Source organism: Lysinibacillus sp. KU-BSD001 (assembly GCF_042920265.1).
Lineage (GTDB): Bacteria > Bacillota > Bacilli > Bacillales_A > Planococcaceae > Lysinibacillus_B.
The window spans coordinates 1-18008 of sequence record NZ_JBDQZI010000008.1; the positions used below are offsets into that span (position 1 = coordinate 1).

At 37.9% G+C, this 18008-nt stretch carries 16 protein-coding genes; 11 read left to right on the top strand and 5 right to left on the bottom strand.

The window, feature by feature from the left end:
* Positions 1-161 precede the first annotated feature (161 nt).
* Complete coding sequence (locus AAGS61_RS12485; RefSeq protein WP_391372222.1) at positions 162-665, bottom strand: hypothetical protein; 504 nt, start codon at positions 663-665, stop codon at positions 162-164.
* A 669-nt stretch (positions 666-1334) separates the two neighbouring features.
* Here AAGS61_RS12485 and AAGS61_RS12490 point away from each other — a divergent pair.
* From AAGS61_RS12490 to AAGS61_RS12530, 9 genes are all read left to right on the top strand, one after another.
* Positions 1335-2750, top strand: a complete 1416-nt coding sequence (locus tag AAGS61_RS12490) for a hypothetical protein (RefSeq protein WP_391372225.1) — start codon at positions 1335-1337, stop codon at positions 2748-2750.
* 94 nt (positions 2751-2844) lie between these two features.
* Positions 2845-3051, top strand: a complete 207-nt coding sequence (locus tag AAGS61_RS12495) for a hypothetical protein (RefSeq protein ID WP_391372227.1) — start codon at positions 2845-2847, stop codon at positions 3049-3051.
* A 170-nt stretch (positions 3052-3221) separates the two neighbouring features.
* A complete protein-coding gene (locus AAGS61_RS12500; RefSeq protein ID WP_391372230.1) occupies positions 3222-3719 on the top strand; it encodes a hypothetical protein in 498 nt (165 codons plus the stop codon).
* Positions 3720-4226: 507 nt separating this feature from the next.
* On the top strand, positions 4227-4646 hold the full coding sequence (gene cymR, locus AAGS61_RS12505; RefSeq protein WP_391372232.1) for a cysteine metabolism transcriptional regulator CymR: 420 nt from the start codon (positions 4227-4229) through the stop codon (positions 4644-4646).
* A 28-nt stretch (positions 4647-4674) separates the two neighbouring features.
* Complete coding sequence (locus AAGS61_RS12510) at positions 4675-5817, top strand: cysteine desulfurase family protein (protein WP_391372235.1); 1143 nt, start codon at positions 4675-4677, stop codon at positions 5815-5817.
* Between the two features lie 72 nt (positions 5818-5889).
* A complete protein-coding gene (gene mnmA / locus AAGS61_RS12515; protein WP_391372238.1) occupies positions 5890-7011 on the top strand; it encodes a tRNA 2-thiouridine(34) synthase MnmA in 1122 nt (373 codons plus the stop codon).
* Between the two features lie 61 nt (positions 7012-7072).
* Entirely contained in the window at positions 7073-7732 is a 660-nt protein-coding gene (locus AAGS61_RS12520) for a tetratricopeptide repeat protein (RefSeq protein WP_391372686.1), read from the top strand.
* A gap of 422 nt (positions 7733-8154) precedes the next feature.
* A complete protein-coding gene (locus AAGS61_RS12525) occupies positions 8155-8775 on the top strand; it encodes a DUF47 domain-containing protein (RefSeq protein WP_391372241.1) in 621 nt (206 codons plus the stop codon).
* Between the two features lie 19 nt (positions 8776-8794).
* Positions 8795-9811, top strand: coding sequence for an inorganic phosphate transporter (locus AAGS61_RS12530; RefSeq protein ID WP_391372244.1), 1017 nt, complete (start codon positions 8795-8797; stop codon positions 9809-9811).
* A gap of 74 nt (positions 9812-9885) precedes the next feature.
* Here the strand turns inward: AAGS61_RS12530 and AAGS61_RS12535 are convergent, their stop codons facing one another.
* The 3 genes from AAGS61_RS12535 to AAGS61_RS12545 form a co-directional block, all read right to left on the bottom strand.
* On the bottom strand, positions 9886-11172 hold the full coding sequence (locus AAGS61_RS12535; RefSeq protein WP_391372247.1) for an MFS transporter: 1287 nt from the start codon (positions 11170-11172) through the stop codon (positions 9886-9888).
* A 274-nt stretch (positions 11173-11446) separates the two neighbouring features.
* Positions 11447-12694, bottom strand: a complete 1248-nt coding sequence (dctA, locus tag AAGS61_RS12540) for a C4-dicarboxylate transporter DctA (protein ID WP_391372250.1) — start codon at positions 12692-12694, stop codon at positions 11447-11449.
* A gap of 282 nt (positions 12695-12976) precedes the next feature.
* The gene (locus tag AAGS61_RS12545; protein ID WP_391372252.1) at positions 12977-14029 is read right to left on the bottom strand and encodes a DctP family TRAP transporter solute-binding subunit; all 1053 of its coding nucleotides are present in this window, start codon (positions 14027-14029) and stop codon (positions 12977-12979) included.
* Between the two features lie 663 nt (positions 14030-14692).
* On the opposite strand from AAGS61_RS12545, the gene AAGS61_RS12550 reads away from it, so the two are divergent.
* Together AAGS61_RS12550 and AAGS61_RS12555 are read left to right on the top strand one after the other, a co-directional pair.
* Positions 14693-16309, top strand: a complete 1617-nt coding sequence (locus tag AAGS61_RS12550; protein WP_391372255.1) for an ATP-binding protein — start codon at positions 14693-14695, stop codon at positions 16307-16309.
* Positions 16296-16991: a response regulator gene (locus tag AAGS61_RS12555; protein WP_391372258.1), complete on the top strand. Its 696-nt coding sequence runs from the start codon at positions 16296-16298 to the stop codon at positions 16989-16991. The genes AAGS61_RS12550 and AAGS61_RS12555 overlap by 14 nt, the downstream gene beginning before the upstream one ends.
* Positions 16992-17035: 44 nt before the next feature.
* Here the strand turns inward: AAGS61_RS12555 and hisA are convergent, their stop codons facing one another.
* The gene (hisA, locus tag AAGS61_RS12560; RefSeq protein ID WP_391372260.1) at positions 17036-17788 is read right to left on the bottom strand and encodes a phosphoribosylformimino-5-aminoimidazole carboxamide ribotide isomerase; all 753 of its coding nucleotides are present in this window, start codon (positions 17786-17788) and stop codon (positions 17036-17038) included.
* Positions 17789-18008: the final 220 nt, after the last annotated feature.

Sequence of the window (18008 nt, forward strand, 5' to 3'; positions counted from 1 at the left end):
TTAGAATACTCGAAGAGTACTTTTACTTAAAATAAGACTATAAAATACCCCTAAAAATATTAAAAATACAAAAGGCCTTCAGAATGAGACCATTCTGAAGGCCTTTTGTCGACAATCTGAAAGTTAGAAGGATAAACTACATTATCCTTCTAACTTTTTTATTACATGGGGAAGTAGCGTATCTTGTTGACCCGTTCTTTAACCAATAAATGAAATTCTCTTAATAATTTTTCAATAGGTTTCTTGAATTTAGCACGTGTAATAATTTGCTGTGCTTTTAAAAGATATGCTATATCATCATCTAGTTCTTTCGGTAATCCGACTTTAACCCAGATATCTGTTAAAGACCAATAATCTTTTTGAATATCAGATTCATCCAGACTTTTTAAAATATGAGTGAGTAGAAAGGTGGCTTTATTATGGTTATTAGATTTAATTAAATGAGCAAAGGCATTTATAAATTCATTAGGTGTTAGAGTCTTTTCTTGAATAATAGCATCTGCTAGTGTGCTATGTATTTCAATCAAGGTTTTCGCATTTATATTTTTTTCGCCTAAGTTTTTTACTAAAGGATTACAATTATACAAGTTTTCTATAGGTTCAATCCAGTAACCCTCTAAAGTACGGAATTTTTCAGGTTCATCACGAAAAGTCGGGGTTGTCATTAAAAATAGTACCCTCGACTGTGGTCGAGGGCAAATTTTCTTCATCGCTCATTCATTTTAAGGATTACTTTTTTTTGAAAAATCACTCCAAGTTATAGTGTTAAATAAAATAAATAGCCTTTATTTTTTAGGTTAATTTGAAATCTTTGTGTAAATATATTATTCAATAAACACTATCTGTATCTTGAGATATACCGACATAATACCAATAGGTACCGACACAATACTGACAGATACCGACACAATCCCGACAGATACCGACAATTTTACTGTCGGTTGTAATGTCGGTTGTACAAATGATAGACTCAGAGTACCTCGAGGGTAAATGAATTGCTATAGTAATAAACAGATTTGATAGTTTGTCTGGAAAACAATTAAGATATGTAAGTTTTCGCTACTATACTAAAATGCACAACTTTCAAATTCTTTATATGGTCAACCCCAAGTTACGGTGATGAACCTTTTAAAGATAATGGACAATATAATTTTCTCATTGCTGAGAGTTCACAAAACAGCGTTGTGTCACCATTTCTTTTAAAGAAATACATAAAGCAGAGCCTTAGGAGGTGATTAGGTAAGTGGATAATTAGCATTCTTTTGAATGCTCAAATTTTTTATATCACGATCTATATTTTTAACACTTTAACAATTATATCGGGAGGTAATTAAATGACTATGAATAAGATTATCAGTGGGATCGTAAGTAGTATGGTAATATTCACTTGCTTGATAATACCTTCAAATGCTTTCGCAAGTGGAGAACAATTGTTTGACAATACAGAGAGTTTCAAAGTTGTATACGATACAAATGCCGAAATTGAACAATTACAACCTGTTGAAATTAATTTATCAGAGGTGATAGACCAATCATCCTCAAATAAAAATTTTACAATTGAACATGAAATAAAAGAGAATGAGCATACACAGCTAAAATCCGCAAATACAAGAGCTTCTATAGATGGTAGTGTGAGTGATTATCTATTAGAAACCGGTGATGCAAAAATTTACAGTATAACAGTAAATCCATCTATTTTGTTACAAGCTAGATTAACACAGCCTAACAATAGTAATTTAGACTATGACTTATACATCTTTGATTCGACTGGAACAACCATTTTAGATGCTTCTGAAAATTACACGTACATAAATTCTGACGGTACATTAGATGAATCAGTGGGTGTAATTAACCAAAACAGCGCAGCAGAAACATATTATCTGTATGTGCATTCCGCTAAAGGTGGAAGTATTAATGAAGCTTTTACATTGGACTACGCTATTAGTTATCCATACGACAATTTTGAAGCAGATGAACACCCAAGTGTAGCTAAACATTTTACTTTTGGGATTGCAGGGGCATACATCGATTCAAGAAATATTAGTTCATCTATAGATAGTGATTGGTACGTTATCAATGTACCGTCAACTAGAAGTTATGATGAGATTAATTTAAGCGTATCCACGTTATCAAGTAATGACACTAAAGTTGAAGTATACACGGATCTCTCCAATGGAAACTTTCAAATGAAAAAGGTACTATCGAATGCAGGTAATTTGCCTGTTACTACAGGCAAATTCTACATTAAAGTTTCTTATGACGGAAGTAACTTTAATCAAAACGATGTGCAAAACTATACATTAAGCTTAACTCCAGTATTAACTCCGCAGGATATCGTAATTACTGGGTACAATTCGGAGATGGGTCCGAATGATTATCCATCTGGATATTATTATGGCAGGCATTACAGAGCAAAAGGTTTTTTAGATATGATTGGGTATGTAACGACTACTGATGCTGAGACCGGCATTGTATATGGAGTTCCGTATACAAACGTAACTGGTCATTATATAAACGAAGCATGGTCTGGTTCGGCGGCAAATAATATAAGAACCGGGACAAGTACGACAGATAGTACTGGTAAGTTTGTTGTTAACGTAGCATTACCTCCAGCAGTTGGTTCTATTTCCCAATACATCACAGTATCTACACATTACTATGATTACTGCGGAATTTTATTATATACTTCGAATAACTCGAGTATCCAAACACAAGACTTCATATACCACTTTGCATACTCAGCTCGATAATCGCCAAAAATATTGTTGCAAGTCTTCTGAGGACGGGCTAATAGTTAATAGTATAAACAATTACCATAAAAGTGCCGTTTCAACGTACACTGCTTTGAAAGCAGCTCAGAGTAGTCGTATTGCAAAAGAAGAAAAAGAAAATAAAGAGCTAGCGAAATCTATTGAAAATATTATTGTAGAATTATCAGAAGATACATTAGCGAAATCAAGAGAAAGTAAATTTCAAGTTTTAGATGGAGAGTGGGGACAACGGCTAGAAAGTTACCATCTTCAAAACCAAAATATTTGGGAATTCAGTTGAATGAAAGACTAGTAAATAGTCTGGACGGTTCAGATGGAAAAGTTATAGATGTTGCCCATAGTATCATCAATGACAATTTATTAATCCGCGATGGTGCCACAACTGAAGAAGAAAGAAAGGCGTTAATTTCCTTAGGGTTGGAGAAAGCAAAATACTTATAGGAAAACTATATGACAAAAGAAAAAGCAACCGATTTCCTGAGTGCTATGGAAGAAATCGCGAAAATTGCGGTAAATGGGGGCAAAAATCAAAACGGCGTCATTCAATATTATATTCCCCGGGGACCATTAGTAGGGGCGCCTAATGATAATATTAACGAATTTGACGTGATGAAAAAGAAAGATCCCGCGGCTTGGCATGAATACAGTAACTTGATGAATAAAGCGGTAAAAAGCGGCGATACAGAAGGCATGATTTCAGCCATGATGCATGCATTAAACTGGAGCAAAAAAACGCACAAAGAAAATCCTCAGATCTTTGATGAGCAGATCAAAAATTATTCGGATTGGAAAGAACAAGTTGCCAATAGTAAGATACCAGATTTATTTTCAGAAATAGATGGAACCACTAAAGAAAGCTTTTTGATCAGTGCTAATCAATTGAATAACTTCATAAAACAGGAGACACTCGAAAGGAATATAAAGGTGTTTTTCAATTACCTGAGTTAATTTTAATTCGAAAACTGTAATTGAAAATAGAATCTAAAAGAGTAATTTCAGGTTACCATATTGTCATAACAAATTAGTAAGACCTGAATATAAAGTGCATATCAGCAAAAATCCGTTGGCCTTTAAAAGACAGGCTAACGGATTTTTCATAACACGATTATATTGAATTCCTATGGGTTTTACTTTTTTCCTTTCGTATATTTAATTCCTCGGATTTCATTTCGTCATGGGTAACGGTTATTTTCTTCGTTCCCTGAAACCGTTTAATCTTTCCTTGCTCGCTCTCCAATACCGGTTTAAAATGACGCAATTCCTCTTTCCCATAAACATAAACACCGACCATATGATTTTCAGATTCAGCGACACGAAGAAACGAAGACTTTACCTCCCTGTTCTTTAACGATTTGTTCACTTTATATATGCATATATATAGAGTATTTTTACTAGGATTAGAAGGATATGTGTTATACTTACCTATACATGAACTAGAACAATAGAGGTGTTAACATGAAAATTTCGACGAAGGGTCGTTACGGGTTAACGATTATGATTGAATTAGCAAAACATTATGGAGAAGGACCGATTCCATTACGTCAAATTGCAGCAGAAAAAGAATTATCAGAAGCGTATTTAGAGCAGTTAGTATCGCCGCTTCGTAATGCGGGACTTGTCAAAAGTGTGCGCGGTGCATACGGCGGTTATATGTTAGCGAATGCACCTACGGAAATTACGGCAGCAGATGTCGTTCGTGTATTAGAAGGGCCGATTCAGCCAGTGGAAGGCATTGAAAATGAGGAAGCACCACAGCGCGAGTTATGGTTACGCATTCGTGATGCGGTAAAAAATGTATTAGATACAACAACACTAGAAGATTTAGCGAAGTATACGGACAATACAATCCACGAAGGCTATATGTTCTACATTTAAGGTCAGCATTAAAGGAGTTTATAAACAAATGAATACAATCTATCTGGATCATGCGGCAACAACACCAATGACACAAGACGTCATCGCTCGTATGACAGAAGCGATGGCGCATGTGTATGGCAATGCATCAAGCATCCATGCAGCAGGTCGTGAAGCGCGTAAGCATTTAGATGAAGCAAGAGCTGTGCTCGCACAATCCATTCATGCAAAGGCAAACGACATTATTTTTACGAGTGGTGGGACAGAAGCAGATAATATGGCGATCTTTGGTACTGCAGTTGCCCGCCAACAAGAGGGCAAACATATTATCACAACACAAATCGAACACCATGCCGTTCTCCACGCTTGTCAAAAGCTTGAAAAAGAAGGTTTTGATGTTACATATTTGCCGGTGGATCAATCGGGTTGTGTACGTGTAGAAGATGTGGCGTCTGCGCTTCGAGAAGATACGATTTTAGTGACAATCATGTATGGGAATAATGAGGTAGGGACGATTCAACCGATTCAAGCTATTGGCGAATTGTTAAAAAATCACCAAGCGACATTTCATACAGATGCGGTACAAGCGTACGGCATTGAACATTTAGATGTAGAAGCACTTGGTGTCGATTTATTAAGTGTTTCAGCCCATAAAATTAATGGACCAAAAGGGATTGGCTTTTTATACGTAAAACAAGGTGTGAAACTAGCCAATTTATTATTTGGTGGTTCACAGGAAAAAAAGCGCCGTGCGGGTACAGAAAATATCCCTGCAGCACTTGGTTTTGCGACGGCTATCCAGCTTCAAGTAGCAGCGCGTGAAGTAAATCGCGCGAAATATCAACGCTTTAAACAGCTGCTAATCAAACAATTTGACGAAGCGAAAATTTCGTATAAAGTAAATGGTGTACTAGATGATGCATTACCACATGTACTGAATGTTTCATTTGCGGGAACAGATGTGGAATCGTTTTTAATTAATCTTGATATGGCAGGCGTGCTTGTATCGAGCGGTTCTGCATGTACAGCTGGTTCTATTGATCCTTCCCATGTATTAGTCTCGATGTTCGGTGAAGGGGCAGAGGAATTACGTAGCTCTATTCGCTTTAGCTTCGGACAAAGATTAACAGACGAAGACGTCATAGAAGCAGGCAAACGAACAGCAAGCATTGTGAAGCGGCTCGTGAAATAATAAAATGTTTAGTAACAAAATAAAGACTGCGCGCCTTTTACGCGATTTTGTCTAAGAAAAGGTGAAGAAACAATGGTAGAAACAAGAGATCCGTCTCAAATTCGTGTCGTAGTAGGCATGTCGGGCGGTGTAGATTCATCTGTAGCGGCGTATTTATTAAAACAGCAAGGCTATGATGTAATCGGTATTTTTATGAAAAACTGGGATGATACAGACGAAAACGGTGTTTGTACAGCAACGGAAGATTATGAAGACGTCATTGCTGTATGTAACCAAATCGGTATTCCGTATTATGCTGTTAACTTTGAAAAACAATATTGGGATAAAGTATTTACGTACTTCCTAGATGAATATAAAGCGGGTCGCACACCAAACCCAGATGTCATGTGTAATAAGGAAATTAAGTTTAAAGCATTTCTAGAACATGCAATGAATCTTGGGGCAGATTATTTGGCAACAGGTCACTATGCACGTGTAGAAGAGCGTGACGGTGAAGTAGTCATGCTACGTGGTGTCGATAACAATAAAGACCAAACGTATTTTTTAAATCAGCTATCGCAAACACAGCTGTCTAAAGTGATGTTCCCAATCGGGCATTTACCGAAACCGGAAGTGCGTAAAATTGCGGAAGAAGCCGGTCTTGCTACAGCGAAGAAAAAAGACTCTACGGGCATTTGTTTTATTGGAGAGCGTAACTTTAAAGAGTTCCTCAGTCAATACTTACCGGCACAGCCAGGTAAAATGGAAACCTTTGATGGGGAAGTAAAAGGAACACATGACGGTTTAATGTACTATACATTAGGGCAGCGCCACGGCTTAGGGATTGGTGGTGACGGAGAGCCTTGGTTCGTTTTAGGCAAAGATTTAGAACGGAATGTCTTATATGTAGGACAAGGCTTCCATCATGATAAACTGTATTCTGAGGCGTTAACAGCAGTGAAGATGAGCTTTACATCAGATGAGCCAAAACCTGCGAAATTTAGCTGTACAGCAAAATTCCGTTATCGTCAAACTGATTCCCCAGTTGAGGTGGAAATGCGCGAAGACGGGACAGCACTGATTACGTTTGCGGAGTCTCAACGTGCTATTACGCCAGGGCAAGCCGTTGTCTTATATGACGGCGATGTATGCCTAGGTGGCGGTACAATTCATGAAGTAATCAAAAATAATGAAAAGCTTACGTATGTAGGGTAAATAGGAAAAAGACAAAGTCAAATTTGGCTTTGTCTTTCGTTATGAGGTGAACTAGATGGTAGTGGACTATAATGAAGTAGGAATTAAAGCATTTCAAGAAAAGCGTTATGAGGATGCAGCACAAGCATTTAACGATGCAATTGAACAAAACCCACATGATGCAGTAGGGTACATCAACTTCGGCAATTTACTTGCGACAATGAATGATGTGGAGCGTGCGGAGCGCTTTTTCCAAAAAGCGATCACGGTAGATGAGCAAGCAGCGACGGCTTATTATGGATTAGCGAATTTATATTACAATGCAGAACGCTTTGTGGAGGCAGCAAAGCTTTATCAAAAATCAATTGAGCATGGGATTGAAGGAGCGGATGCCTACTTTATGCTGGCGAAAAGCTTTGAGCGTGAAGGAAATCAGAAGTTAGCTTTACCATATATGCAACGCGCAGCCGAACTTGCGCCAAATGATGTGGAAATTCGTTTAGGTTATGGCATTTTACTTTGTACACTTGAAATATTTGAACAAGCAAAAACAGAGCTTGAATTTGTGATTGAGCAAGATATGAACAATGCGGATGCACACTACAATTTAGGTGTCCTTTATGCGGTATCGACCGATCAAATTGAGGATGCAAAGTATCATTTGAAGCAGGCGTATACATTAGCGCCAGAATTTGATCAAGCACGTTACATTTACGACATGCTGTGTCAACGTCAAAACTAGATTATATGTGTTGTGGTATCATAGTGAGTTTATACTAGAACAGGCTAAGCAGGAGGAGAGGTTTGGAAAGATTTTACTTTTCGGACCTCTCCTTTTTTAAGCTTATTTTTACAATTCTGTAACAATTTATTAGGGGATTATTGTAAAGATAATTGTTCAAATCATACTTTAATACTAAGGGAACGATTGTTTAAATTTAACAAATAGTTGATATATAGGCAATTTTAAGGAGTGTATACGAGATTTATATCAAGTGCAAAATAAAATATCAGTCTTTTCATTCAGGTAAATGTGACGGTTTATATTACAAAATTGTAAAGATTGCACTCGAATTGTTGAAAACAATACAAATTTCTAAAAGAATTTGTTACAATTTTTGAGGTTTAAATATAGCAAACATTATTTTTTCGGAGGCACAGTCCATGTTTAGTTCAAAAAGACAAGATCCATTTTTTACAGCGCTTCATAAAATTGCGTTAAATGTACAAGAGGGCGTTCACTACGCAGACAACTATCGCATCGATACGGTAGCAGATTTAAAAGAAATCTCAGTAAGAATGAAGGAATATGAAACAGCTGGCGATAAATTAATTCATGAGTTAATCGTCATGCTAAACAAATCGTTTATGACACCGATTGAGCGCGAAGATATTTTAGCTTTAGCTATTCGCATGGACGATATTTTAGATGAAACAGAAGGTACCGTTGCACGTTTTGATATGTATTCATTTACAGAAATTGATCAATCAATGCGTGATTTTTTAGGTTATATTACAAAAGCAACGGACGAAATTGTAAAGGCGATGGAGCTGTTAACAAAAAGAGAATTATTAGGTATGCGTGAGCATGCTATTTTAGTGAAGGATTATGAGCGTCAATGTGATGAAATCCAACGTTCATCCATTAAGCAATTATTCTTAAATGAAAAAGACCCGATTCGTTTAATCAAGTTTAAAGATTTATATGAGCGATTTGAAGAGATTGCAGATCACTGTCAAAACGTAGCAAATACGATTGAAACAATTATTATGCGTAACGCGTAATTAGCAGGAGACTTACGATATGGATACAATATTACTCATTACGATATTAGTTGTCATCTTTGCTCTAGCATTTGACTTTATTAATGGCTTCCATGATACAGCAAATGCGATTGCAACGTCAGTTTCGACACGTGCACTAAAGCCACGTGTGGCGGTGATGATGGCAGCAACAATGAACTTTATCGGCGCATTAACATTTGTTGGAGTAGCCAAGGCGATTGCTAGCGATATTGTGGACCCGTTTGCATTAAATGCATTTGAAGGCGATGTGACGGGCTCTATCGTTATTTTAGCCGCGTTATGTTCAGCGATTACGTGGAATTTACTGACTTGGTACTACGGGATTCCATCAAGTTCTTCCCATACATTAATTGGCTCCATTGCTGGTGCGGCCATTGGTGCTGCAGGCTTTGGGATTTTAAATTATGAAGGGTTCTTGAAAATTTTGCAGGCGTTAATTATGTCGCCGTTCATCGCTTTAGCGGTTGGTTTTTGTATGATGACGCTATTTAAAGTGCTATTTAAAAACATGCCTTTATACAAAACAAATAAAGGCTTCCGTACGATGCAAATTGGTACAGCGGCCCTACAATCCTTTACGCACGGTACAAACGATGCGCAAAAAGCAATGGGGATTATTACGATGGCGTTAATTGCTGGTGGTCTCCAATCGGGTGACGAAGTACAAAACTGGGTACGTGTAGCGTGTGCCTTAGCAATGGGACTTGGTACATCAGTCGGTGGTTACAAGATTATTAAGACAGTTGGCGGTAAAATTATGAAAATTCGCCCGATAAACGGAGCAGCTGCGGATCTTTCATCTGCAACGGTTATTTTCGGTGCGACATTAATTTCATTACCTGTGTCGACAACACATGTTATTTCTTCTGCTATTATGGGTGTTGGTGCAGCACAACGCGTAAAAGGTGTACGTTGGGGTGTTGCACGTAAAATGGTGTTCACGTGGATTATTACCATTCCGATTTCTGCTGTAATGGCAGCCATTTTCTACACGATTTTAAATTTGATCTTTTAATTAATCGGCTATTCTGTAAAGAACAATTACAGAATAGCCTTTTTCATTTTGTAAGTTAGAATGAACGCACTTCTTTATGTTGTTTGTACGACAGGTTCTTCTTCTGCAGTTGGTGGTTGATTGCCCGTAAGCAAAGACCCTTTTTTTAATGAAATCGTTAATGCCATGACCCCATAAATGACCCCGCAGCCGAGTAACATCCAAATTGCCCCTGTGTAAGACCCGTTCATTAAATCGACTAAGTAACCAATTAAAATCGGCGCGAAGAAACCGGCAATTTGTCCACCAGATTGTACAATACCAACCGCCGAGCCGCTTATTTGCTGAGAAAACACTTTAATTGGCAATGTGGTTACAAGGACAATAGCAGTACCTGTAAAAATCGGTAAAACGGATTGATAAAATACAAACATACCGGCGCTTGAAGCGTTAAACATGAAATAGACGATAATTGTTAAGCCTACTCCACAAAGGACGCCAAGTAATTTTTCTTTACCAACAAATACTTTGTCTACTAAATAGCCTGCAAAAATAATAAAAGCGATACTTGTGACAGCAGGGATCATTTGTAAAAGACCGAGTGAAGTTAAGTCTAACCCGTGTACAGATACTAAATAGGTCGGAACCCAAGAGGCAGTCCCCCAGTTAATGGCATATACAGCAAAGGATGCGATAAAGAGACTCCACAGTAGCGGTATTTTTAAGATTTGGCGATAAGGAATTTTTCCTTGTGATTTCCGATCTGCTGCCTCATGAACCGTTATGGGCTGCTCTGGATTATCGACATAAACAAATTTTGGTTTTAATAGGAAGTAGAATAAAGCCCCTACTGCTACACCGACTACCCCGAATGCATAAAACAGTGTACGCCAGCCTAAAGTTTGTAAAGCCGTTGTCGCAATAATGGGTGTAATGACCCCAGCAACTGCTGCGGCCGTTAATAAAAGTGACATCGCTCGTGAACGGTTTTCCATTGGGTACGACATCGATAACATCTTTGCACTGGCTGGAATAAAGGCCCCTTCGCCAAGACCGAAAATGAAACGAATGACTAATAAGGAAACGAGTGACCAAGCAAGACCGCTTAATCCTGTGAAAATAGACCATGCAATAATACAGCAAATTAATGTAATACGAGCCCCAAACTTATCTGCTAAAAAACCCCCAGGCATTTGCATTAAAGCATAGCCTAAAAAGAAAGCACTTAAGACAAATCCTGTTTGTGTAGCCGTTAAAGCTAAATCTTGCGAAATAGGTAAAATCGCGTAATTAATAAAAAACCGATCCATACTAGCCAAAATATATCCAACAAAAAGTAAAAATAAGATTTGCTTCCGATTCGTTGCAATTGTTTCTTTCATGTATTCATCTCCTTTTTCATTAATCGCTTGCCTTATATTCATAATTATTCTGAAAATTCAATCTATTGCAATGTAGGTTTTTACAAAAGTCAGCTTTGGAAAATAGATGTTTTTACACTGTATGCAGAGAAAAATTTTATAGGTATAGCAAATAGAAGTGAGAGGATGAGAAGAAGTCTATGACTAGTAAGAAAAGATGTAGTGATAGGGGTAGACAATAATTATTTAACGATCATAAAAACGCTATGCCCATTGTAGGACATAGCGCTCATTTTTATTTTGTAGCAATGGCAGCTGCCGCTTCTGTACTTTCGAATTCTTTCTCTGACTTAGAGACAACAACACAAGCAACACCGTTACCGATTAAGTTCGTTACAGCACGTGCTTCCGACATGAAGCGGTCAACGCCGATTAATAAGGCAATCCCTTCAACAGGTACCATTGGGAAAGCTGCTAGTGTAGCTGCTAATGTGATAAAACCAGAACCTGTTACACCAGCTGCCCCTTTAGAAGTAATCATTAATACGCCTAAAAGCGTTGCAATTTGAATCCAAGTTAGTTCAATACCATAGGCTTGTGCAATAAATAATGCAGCCATGGATAAATAAATGGATGTGCCGTCAAGGTTAAATGAATACCCTGTTGGTACGACTAAACCAACTACTTGCTTTGAACAGCCTAATCCTTCTAATTTACGCATCATAGATGGTAGAGCGGATTCAGAAGAAGATGTACCGATTACTAGGAAAATTTCATCTTTAATATAACCGATGAATTTAAAAATATTAAAACCGAAGTAACGAGCAATCGTACCTAATACAAATACGATAAATAAGAACATCGTAATATAGACAGCCGCCATTAGAAGACCTAACGATTTTAATGAACCTAAACCGAAGTTACCGATTGTGTAAGCCATTGCACCGAATGCCCCGATTGGCGAAACTTTCATCACAATACCAACAATTTTGAATAAAATTTCAGACACTTGCTCGAAAAATGTAATAACAGGTCGAGACTTTTCGCCAAGTGATGCTGCAGCAATACCAAATAAAATAGCTGCAAATAATGTTGGCAATAATTGTCCATCTGCTAATGCGCCGATGAAGTTTTCAGGAATGATATTATAAATAAACGCCATTAAGCCTTGATCTGTTTCTTCTGCTGCTGTTGTATATTTAGAAATATCTGCATCCGCTGCTTTTGACGTATCGATCCCTGCACCTGCATTCACGATGACAGCAACGGCAATACCGATAGCAAGGGCGATTGTAGAGACGATTTCGAAGTAAAGCAATGCTTTCCCTCCGATTTTACCGACTTTTTTCATGTCCCCCATACCACCAATACCAATCACAACCGTTAAGAAGATAATTGGGGCGATTAACATCTTGATTAGCTTGATGAACATATCCGCTAAGATTTTTAAGCTTGCGCCAAATTCAGGCCAAATTGTTCCGACGACAATCCCGAGAATGATTGCAAGGATTACTTGAACTGTTAAATTTTTAAGCCATTTCATGGATGGTAAATCTCCTTTTCTATTTGTTTTTAAATTTTCTATTTTGTTATCGCTTTCATGGGTCTATCATAGCGTAAAGTTTTCAGAAAAGAAGATTTAGTATTTAAGAATCATATCGTTTATTTTGTTCATTTCGCGGAGGGTTTTTGATAAAAGTTGATTTATCAACATTTATTCTGTTATGCAACGCTTTAAAAGCTTCAAATTTTGTTATAATACAATCGGAAAAAGAGAATAAAAAACTACACTTTCCGACAAAAAGTGTAGTTTTGTTCATTTTGTTTAATTGCTTAATTTCACTTGTTCTATTAATAATTGATAGTAAGAATCGTTTATTTCATGCTTGTAACTGTCATAAATCTGTCCCAGTGCATCTTTCCATATACGTCTTTCGGCTGCTGTTAAGGAATGAATGGAAATACCGTCTGTTTGTGCTAGTTCTTGAAGGCTGGCTGCGTTCATCTTTGTGCTTGTTTCAAACTGCCAGTCACTCATTTCTTCTAACGCATCTGTAATATGTTGCTGAATGTCTGGGTCTAAACTGTTCCAAAATGTTTCATTCATCATGATGGCATAGCCCATAATGCCGTGGTTCGATAGTGTAATATGCTTTTCATATTGATGAAAACCTTTTGAATACAAGTTTGATAGCGTATTTTCTTGTGCTTGGATGGCATTGTTTTCAATTTCGTAAAACACGTCACCAAATGTTGTAGTAATCGGTGTTGCACCAAGAAGGCTAAACTGACGATGAATCATATCGCTATCCATGACGCGAATACGCAAGTTTTGAAAATCATTCAGTTGAATAATGGGCGAGTCATTGGCGGCAATTTGCTTAAAGCCATTACTCCAAAAATGAAGCCCTTTGATATGCAATGGGGCAAGTTGGTCAAGCAGCTGGTCTTTTAGAGGACCTGTTAATACTTGTTGTAATTGTTGATCTGTTTCAATGATAAACGGTAAATCAAGTACTTGCCATGACGGTAAATAAGTTGTCATCTTTGAGAAGCTCGGTGCAATCATTTGAATATCATTGTTTTGCAATGCTTCAAATTCATTATCATCATTATATAGAATGCCATTCGGATACACTTGCACGATAACACGCCCATTTGTTTTCTCTTTGACAAGCTCAGCAAATTTTGTGGCAGCGAGCCCTTTCGGTGTGTTTTCAGCGACAACATGGCTAAAATGAATAATAATTTGCTCCTTTAATCCATTTTGCTCATCATCAAAAGGAAGTGTAGCGATATTCATCACATTTTGCCTGTGCCCTATAAAAGAGACTAGTATTACAACGGTTAAAATGACACCGGTAAAAAAATATTTCATTATGCATCACCATATTCATCAAGACTTTGTAAGAGCTCATAATGAGCAAATATTAAAATATATATTATGATTTAAGTAACCGTTGCTTTCCGCTCCGGCACTCGCTTTCCACGGGCGAGATCAAGCCTCCTCGTTGCTCATGCTTCGCTCCTGCGGGGTCTTGATTGTCTCGCTTTTCCCGTAGGAAGCTTTGCTCTGTAGCGAAAGGCCCATGCCGTCAGCTACACTCTCGCGCCTTCGCTACAAGCAACTATTGTTCAGTACAATAATTGTTGGCTCAAAAATAATGAAAAATCCTCATTAATTACAAGTAAAGGCTAGACGGACTATAATGTGCAAATGGAAAGAAAATAATCTCTTTTAGAGAAGAGAAATATTTTTCTAAAATATAGAGAAGTATTCACTTTTTGCCGTAGCGCGCCATCGCCACAGGAGCCAAGATTCTCTTTGCGACGAAAGCGTAAGCGTCAGGAACAGCAACAGGAGATCCAAACAGGCCGCGCCTGTTTTAGCTCCTGTGTAGGCTGTGGCAAAGCGCGGAGGCTACGATTATGCTTTCGTTTAATATCTGTTACTATCCTAATGGTATTTTTAGAATGTATTTTTGCTCATTACGAGTAACAGTATACCTTGCAACATTATAACAAAAAAGGGGAGAAATCGATGCGAAAGCTCACGATGAACACTAAAATTTTATTAATGACTTTCTTTATTATCATTGTTTCCTTTTTTATGGCAGGGATATTTGTGTTAAATAACTTATTAAGTGAACAAGAGGAAGACTATAGTCAGCGTGCGATGCTCATTGCACGAACAGTGTCAAATATGCCTGAATTAACGAATCAGCTCGTCAATGAAAACAAAGAACAGGCAATGAAAACCGTTAATCAGATTGTGGAAGAAATCCGCGTTATTAATAAAGCGGACTATATTGTTGTCATGGATATGGACAGAATGAAATATTCCCATCCATCACCAAATGAAATTGGTCAACGAAGCCAGTCAGAAGATTTAAATGCTGCATTTAATGAACACTATTATATGTCAAAAGCAAGAGGCGAACTCGGTACCATGATTCGTTCATTCGTCCCGATGCTGAACGAAGAAAAAAGACAAGTGGGTGTTGTGGTCGTAGGGTACCAAATGCCAACTTTACTACACATTTTTCAAGATTACTTTTTAGAGATGATCATTACGGTGTTATTATCGATTATTTTTAGTATGTGGGGCGCTCATTTACTAGGTCGTCATATTAAAAAGCAAATGTTTGGCTTGGAGCCAGAAGAAATTTCACAACTGTATGTAGAAAGACAGGAGACGTTCAACGCCATGCATGACGGCATTATTGCGGTCGATAATGAGATGAATATTACGATTTTTAATGAAAAAGCGAGTGAAATTTTAGGGGTAGATTGGCATTCGAGCAACTACATAGGTAAAAAAATTTATGAGGTATTCCCTGATACACGCCTCCCTGAAATTGTGGAAAGTGGTAAGCCCATTTACAACCAAGAAATCTATATTAATAAACATAGTATTTTAAGTACACGTATTCCGATCCAAGTAGCTGAAAAAAATGTAGGGGCAGTGGCCATTTTTAAAGACTTAACAGAAGTGAAACAGCTAGCAGAGGAATTAACAGGGGTAAAAGCATTTGTACAGGCACTTCGCGTACAAACACATGAGCATAAAAATAAAATCCATACGATTACAGGGCTGTTGCAATTAGGGCATATCAAACAGGCGATGGATTATTTAATGGAAGTAAAAGAAAATGAGGAATCATTAACGAAATTTTTGAATGAGCGTTTTCATAATGAAAATATTTCAGGTTTATTGCTTAGTAAAATAGGACGGGGAAAAGAGCTAGGCATTAAAGTAGAAATTGATGAAGAAAGTTATTTTAAGCGATTCCCCAAGCATTTAGATTATCATGATTTTGTTGTGTTATTTGGGAACTTAATCGAAAATGCTTTTGATGCGCTAGAAGGTGTATACCGTGAAGAAAAACATATTGGCATTTCAGTGGACGAGCATGATCATACACTTGCGATATTAGTAAACGATAACGGCATAGGGATGAGTGAGGAAGTACAAAAGCAAATATTTGAAAATGGTTTTTCCACCAAAGCAAAGGAAAACCGTGGGATTGGCTTGTATTTAATTCGTGAGATTGTGACAAAAGGGAACGGTACCATTGAAGTAACGAGCGAAGAAGGAAAAGGGACAAGCTTCTTACTATTATTTGAGTTAGGGGATGATGTAGTTGGGGATGATTAAAGTATTGCTTGTAGAAGACGATCCGATGGTGCGCGAGGTGAACCGCCAATTTATCGAACGTGTAGAGGGGTTTCACATTATCGCGATGGCAGCGAACGGGGTAGAAGGGTTTGAAAAAATTAAACAACTACAGCCTGATTTAGTATTGATGGATATTTTTATGCCTGAACAAAATGGTGTGGATACGTTGCGGAAAATTCGAAAGGAAAATATTCCGGTCGATGTGATTTCGGTGACGGCGGCAAATGATATGCCAACAATCCAAAATATTTTGCATCTAGGTGTATACGATTATATTATGAAGCCTTTTACATTTGAGCGAATGGAGCAAACGTTACAAAATTACCGCCAATTTAAACAAAAAGTAGAAAATACACAAGGTATGACACAGCAAGAGCTCGATGCATTGATGAGAAAAGGCAATGCGACAGAACGAGTAGAAGAACCCCAAACTGTACTGACTGAACTACCTAAAGGATTTAACCGATCCACATTAGATAAAGTGTTGAATTATATAAAAGAATGCGAGGCAGGTGCCTCCGCAGATGAGGTTGCGGCGGCTATCGGCGTAGCGCGTGTAACGGCTAGACGCTATTTAGATTTTATGGAAAAGCGTAATTTAATTAAAGTCGATGTTCAATACGGTAGTGTCGGTCGTCCGATTAATCAATACTTCGTTTAAACAAAACGAGCAGAGTCACAAAGACGCTGCTCGTTTTATCCGCTTTATTTACAATAATCGACTACGGCATTATAGGCTAAGTCACCGCCAAAAATATCGAGTGCGCTACCGATTGTGACGTGAAGTTTTCCACGCCCGATTTGCTCAAATTTTGTTAAGTCTTTAAGTGAACGGACACCGCCAGCATAAGTTGTTGGGATGGTTGTCCATTGTGCTAAATCCTGTACAAGCTCCTCTTGCATGCCGCTGCGTTTCCCTTCTACATCGACCGCATGAATTAATAGTTCGTCGCAATATTGTTCAATCATACGAATCGATTCCGCGTTCACTTCAAAGTCGCTGAATTTTGTCCACTTGTCTGTGACAACAAACCATTTATCATCGCGTTTTCGACAACTTAAGTCAATGACCAGTTGATTCTTTCCAACCGTATGCACGAGCTTTTCAAGACGTTCCATATCAAGGCGCCCATCATGAAAAATATACGATGTGACGATGACGTGTGAGGCACCTGCCTGTATATATTGGAGCGCATTATCCGCTGTAATCCCACCGCCAACTTGTAAGCCTCCAGGGTAAGCGTGGAGTGCTTGAAGGGCGGCTTGTTCGTTGCCAGATCCAAGCATAATGACATGACCGCCTGTTAATCTATCTTTCGCAAACATGTTCGCAAAATAAGATGAATCATGTTCTGATGTGAAGTTTTCGACAACCGCCACATCGGCGTGCCCTAGTGTACTGCCTACGATTTGCTTTACTTTGCCATCATGCAAATCGATACAAGGACGAAATTGCATACTTTCTCACCTCTTTTGCATAATTATTCTTTTTCTATCATAACATTGTTCCTTTGCAAAATGGGTAATAATTGTTGTAAACGGAAAGAATGCTTCAAATTTCAAGGACACATAGCAGCACGTATGATAAAATATGTACTCATAATGAGCAAAAATACATTCTAAATGTAGCGAAGGAAGTGGCTTGAGGCTCGCCCATGGAAAGCGCGTGACGTAACCA

What these genes read in the sequence shown, in the direction of transcription:
- AAGS61_RS12485 (WP_391372222.1), bottom strand. Translation starts at nt 665, where the DNA reads ATGACAACCCCGACTTTTCGTGATGAACCTGAAAAATTCCGTACTTTA.
- AAGS61_RS12490 (WP_391372225.1), top strand. Translation starts at nt 1,335, where the DNA reads ATGACTATGAATAAGATTATCAGTGGGATCGTAAGTAGTATGGTAATA.
- AAGS61_RS12500 (WP_391372230.1), top strand. Translation starts at nt 3,222, where the DNA reads ATGACAAAAGAAAAAGCAACCGATTTCCTGAGTGCTATGGAAGAAATC.
- cymR (WP_391372232.1), top strand. Translation starts at nt 4,227, where the DNA reads ATGAAAATTTCGACGAAGGGTCGTTACGGGTTAACGATTATGATTGAA.
- AAGS61_RS12510 (WP_391372235.1), top strand. Translation starts at nt 4,675, where the DNA reads ATGAATACAATCTATCTGGATCATGCGGCAACAACACCAATGACACAA.
- mnmA (WP_391372238.1), top strand. Translation starts at nt 5,890, where the DNA reads ATGGTAGAAACAAGAGATCCGTCTCAAATTCGTGTCGTAGTAGGCATG.
- AAGS61_RS12525 (WP_391372241.1), top strand. Translation starts at nt 8,155, where the DNA reads ATGTTTAGTTCAAAAAGACAAGATCCATTTTTTACAGCGCTTCATAAA.
- AAGS61_RS12530 (WP_391372244.1), top strand. Translation starts at nt 8,795, where the DNA reads ATGGATACAATATTACTCATTACGATATTAGTTGTCATCTTTGCTCTA.
- AAGS61_RS12535 (WP_391372247.1), bottom strand. Translation starts at nt 11,172, where the DNA reads ATGAAAGAAACAATTGCAACGAATCGGAAGCAAATCTTATTTTTACTT.
- dctA (WP_391372250.1), bottom strand. Translation starts at nt 12,694, where the DNA reads ATGAAATGGCTTAAAAATTTAACAGTTCAAGTAATCCTTGCAATCATT.
- AAGS61_RS12545 (WP_391372252.1), bottom strand. Translation starts at nt 14,029, where the DNA reads ATGAAATATTTTTTTACCGGTGTCATTTTAACCGTTGTAATACTAGTC.
- AAGS61_RS12550 (WP_391372255.1), top strand. Translation starts at nt 14,693, where the DNA reads ATGCGAAAGCTCACGATGAACACTAAAATTTTATTAATGACTTTCTTT.
- hisA (WP_391372260.1), bottom strand. Translation starts at nt 17,788, where the DNA reads ATGCAATTTCGTCCTTGTATCGATTTGCATGATGGCAAAGTAAAGCAA.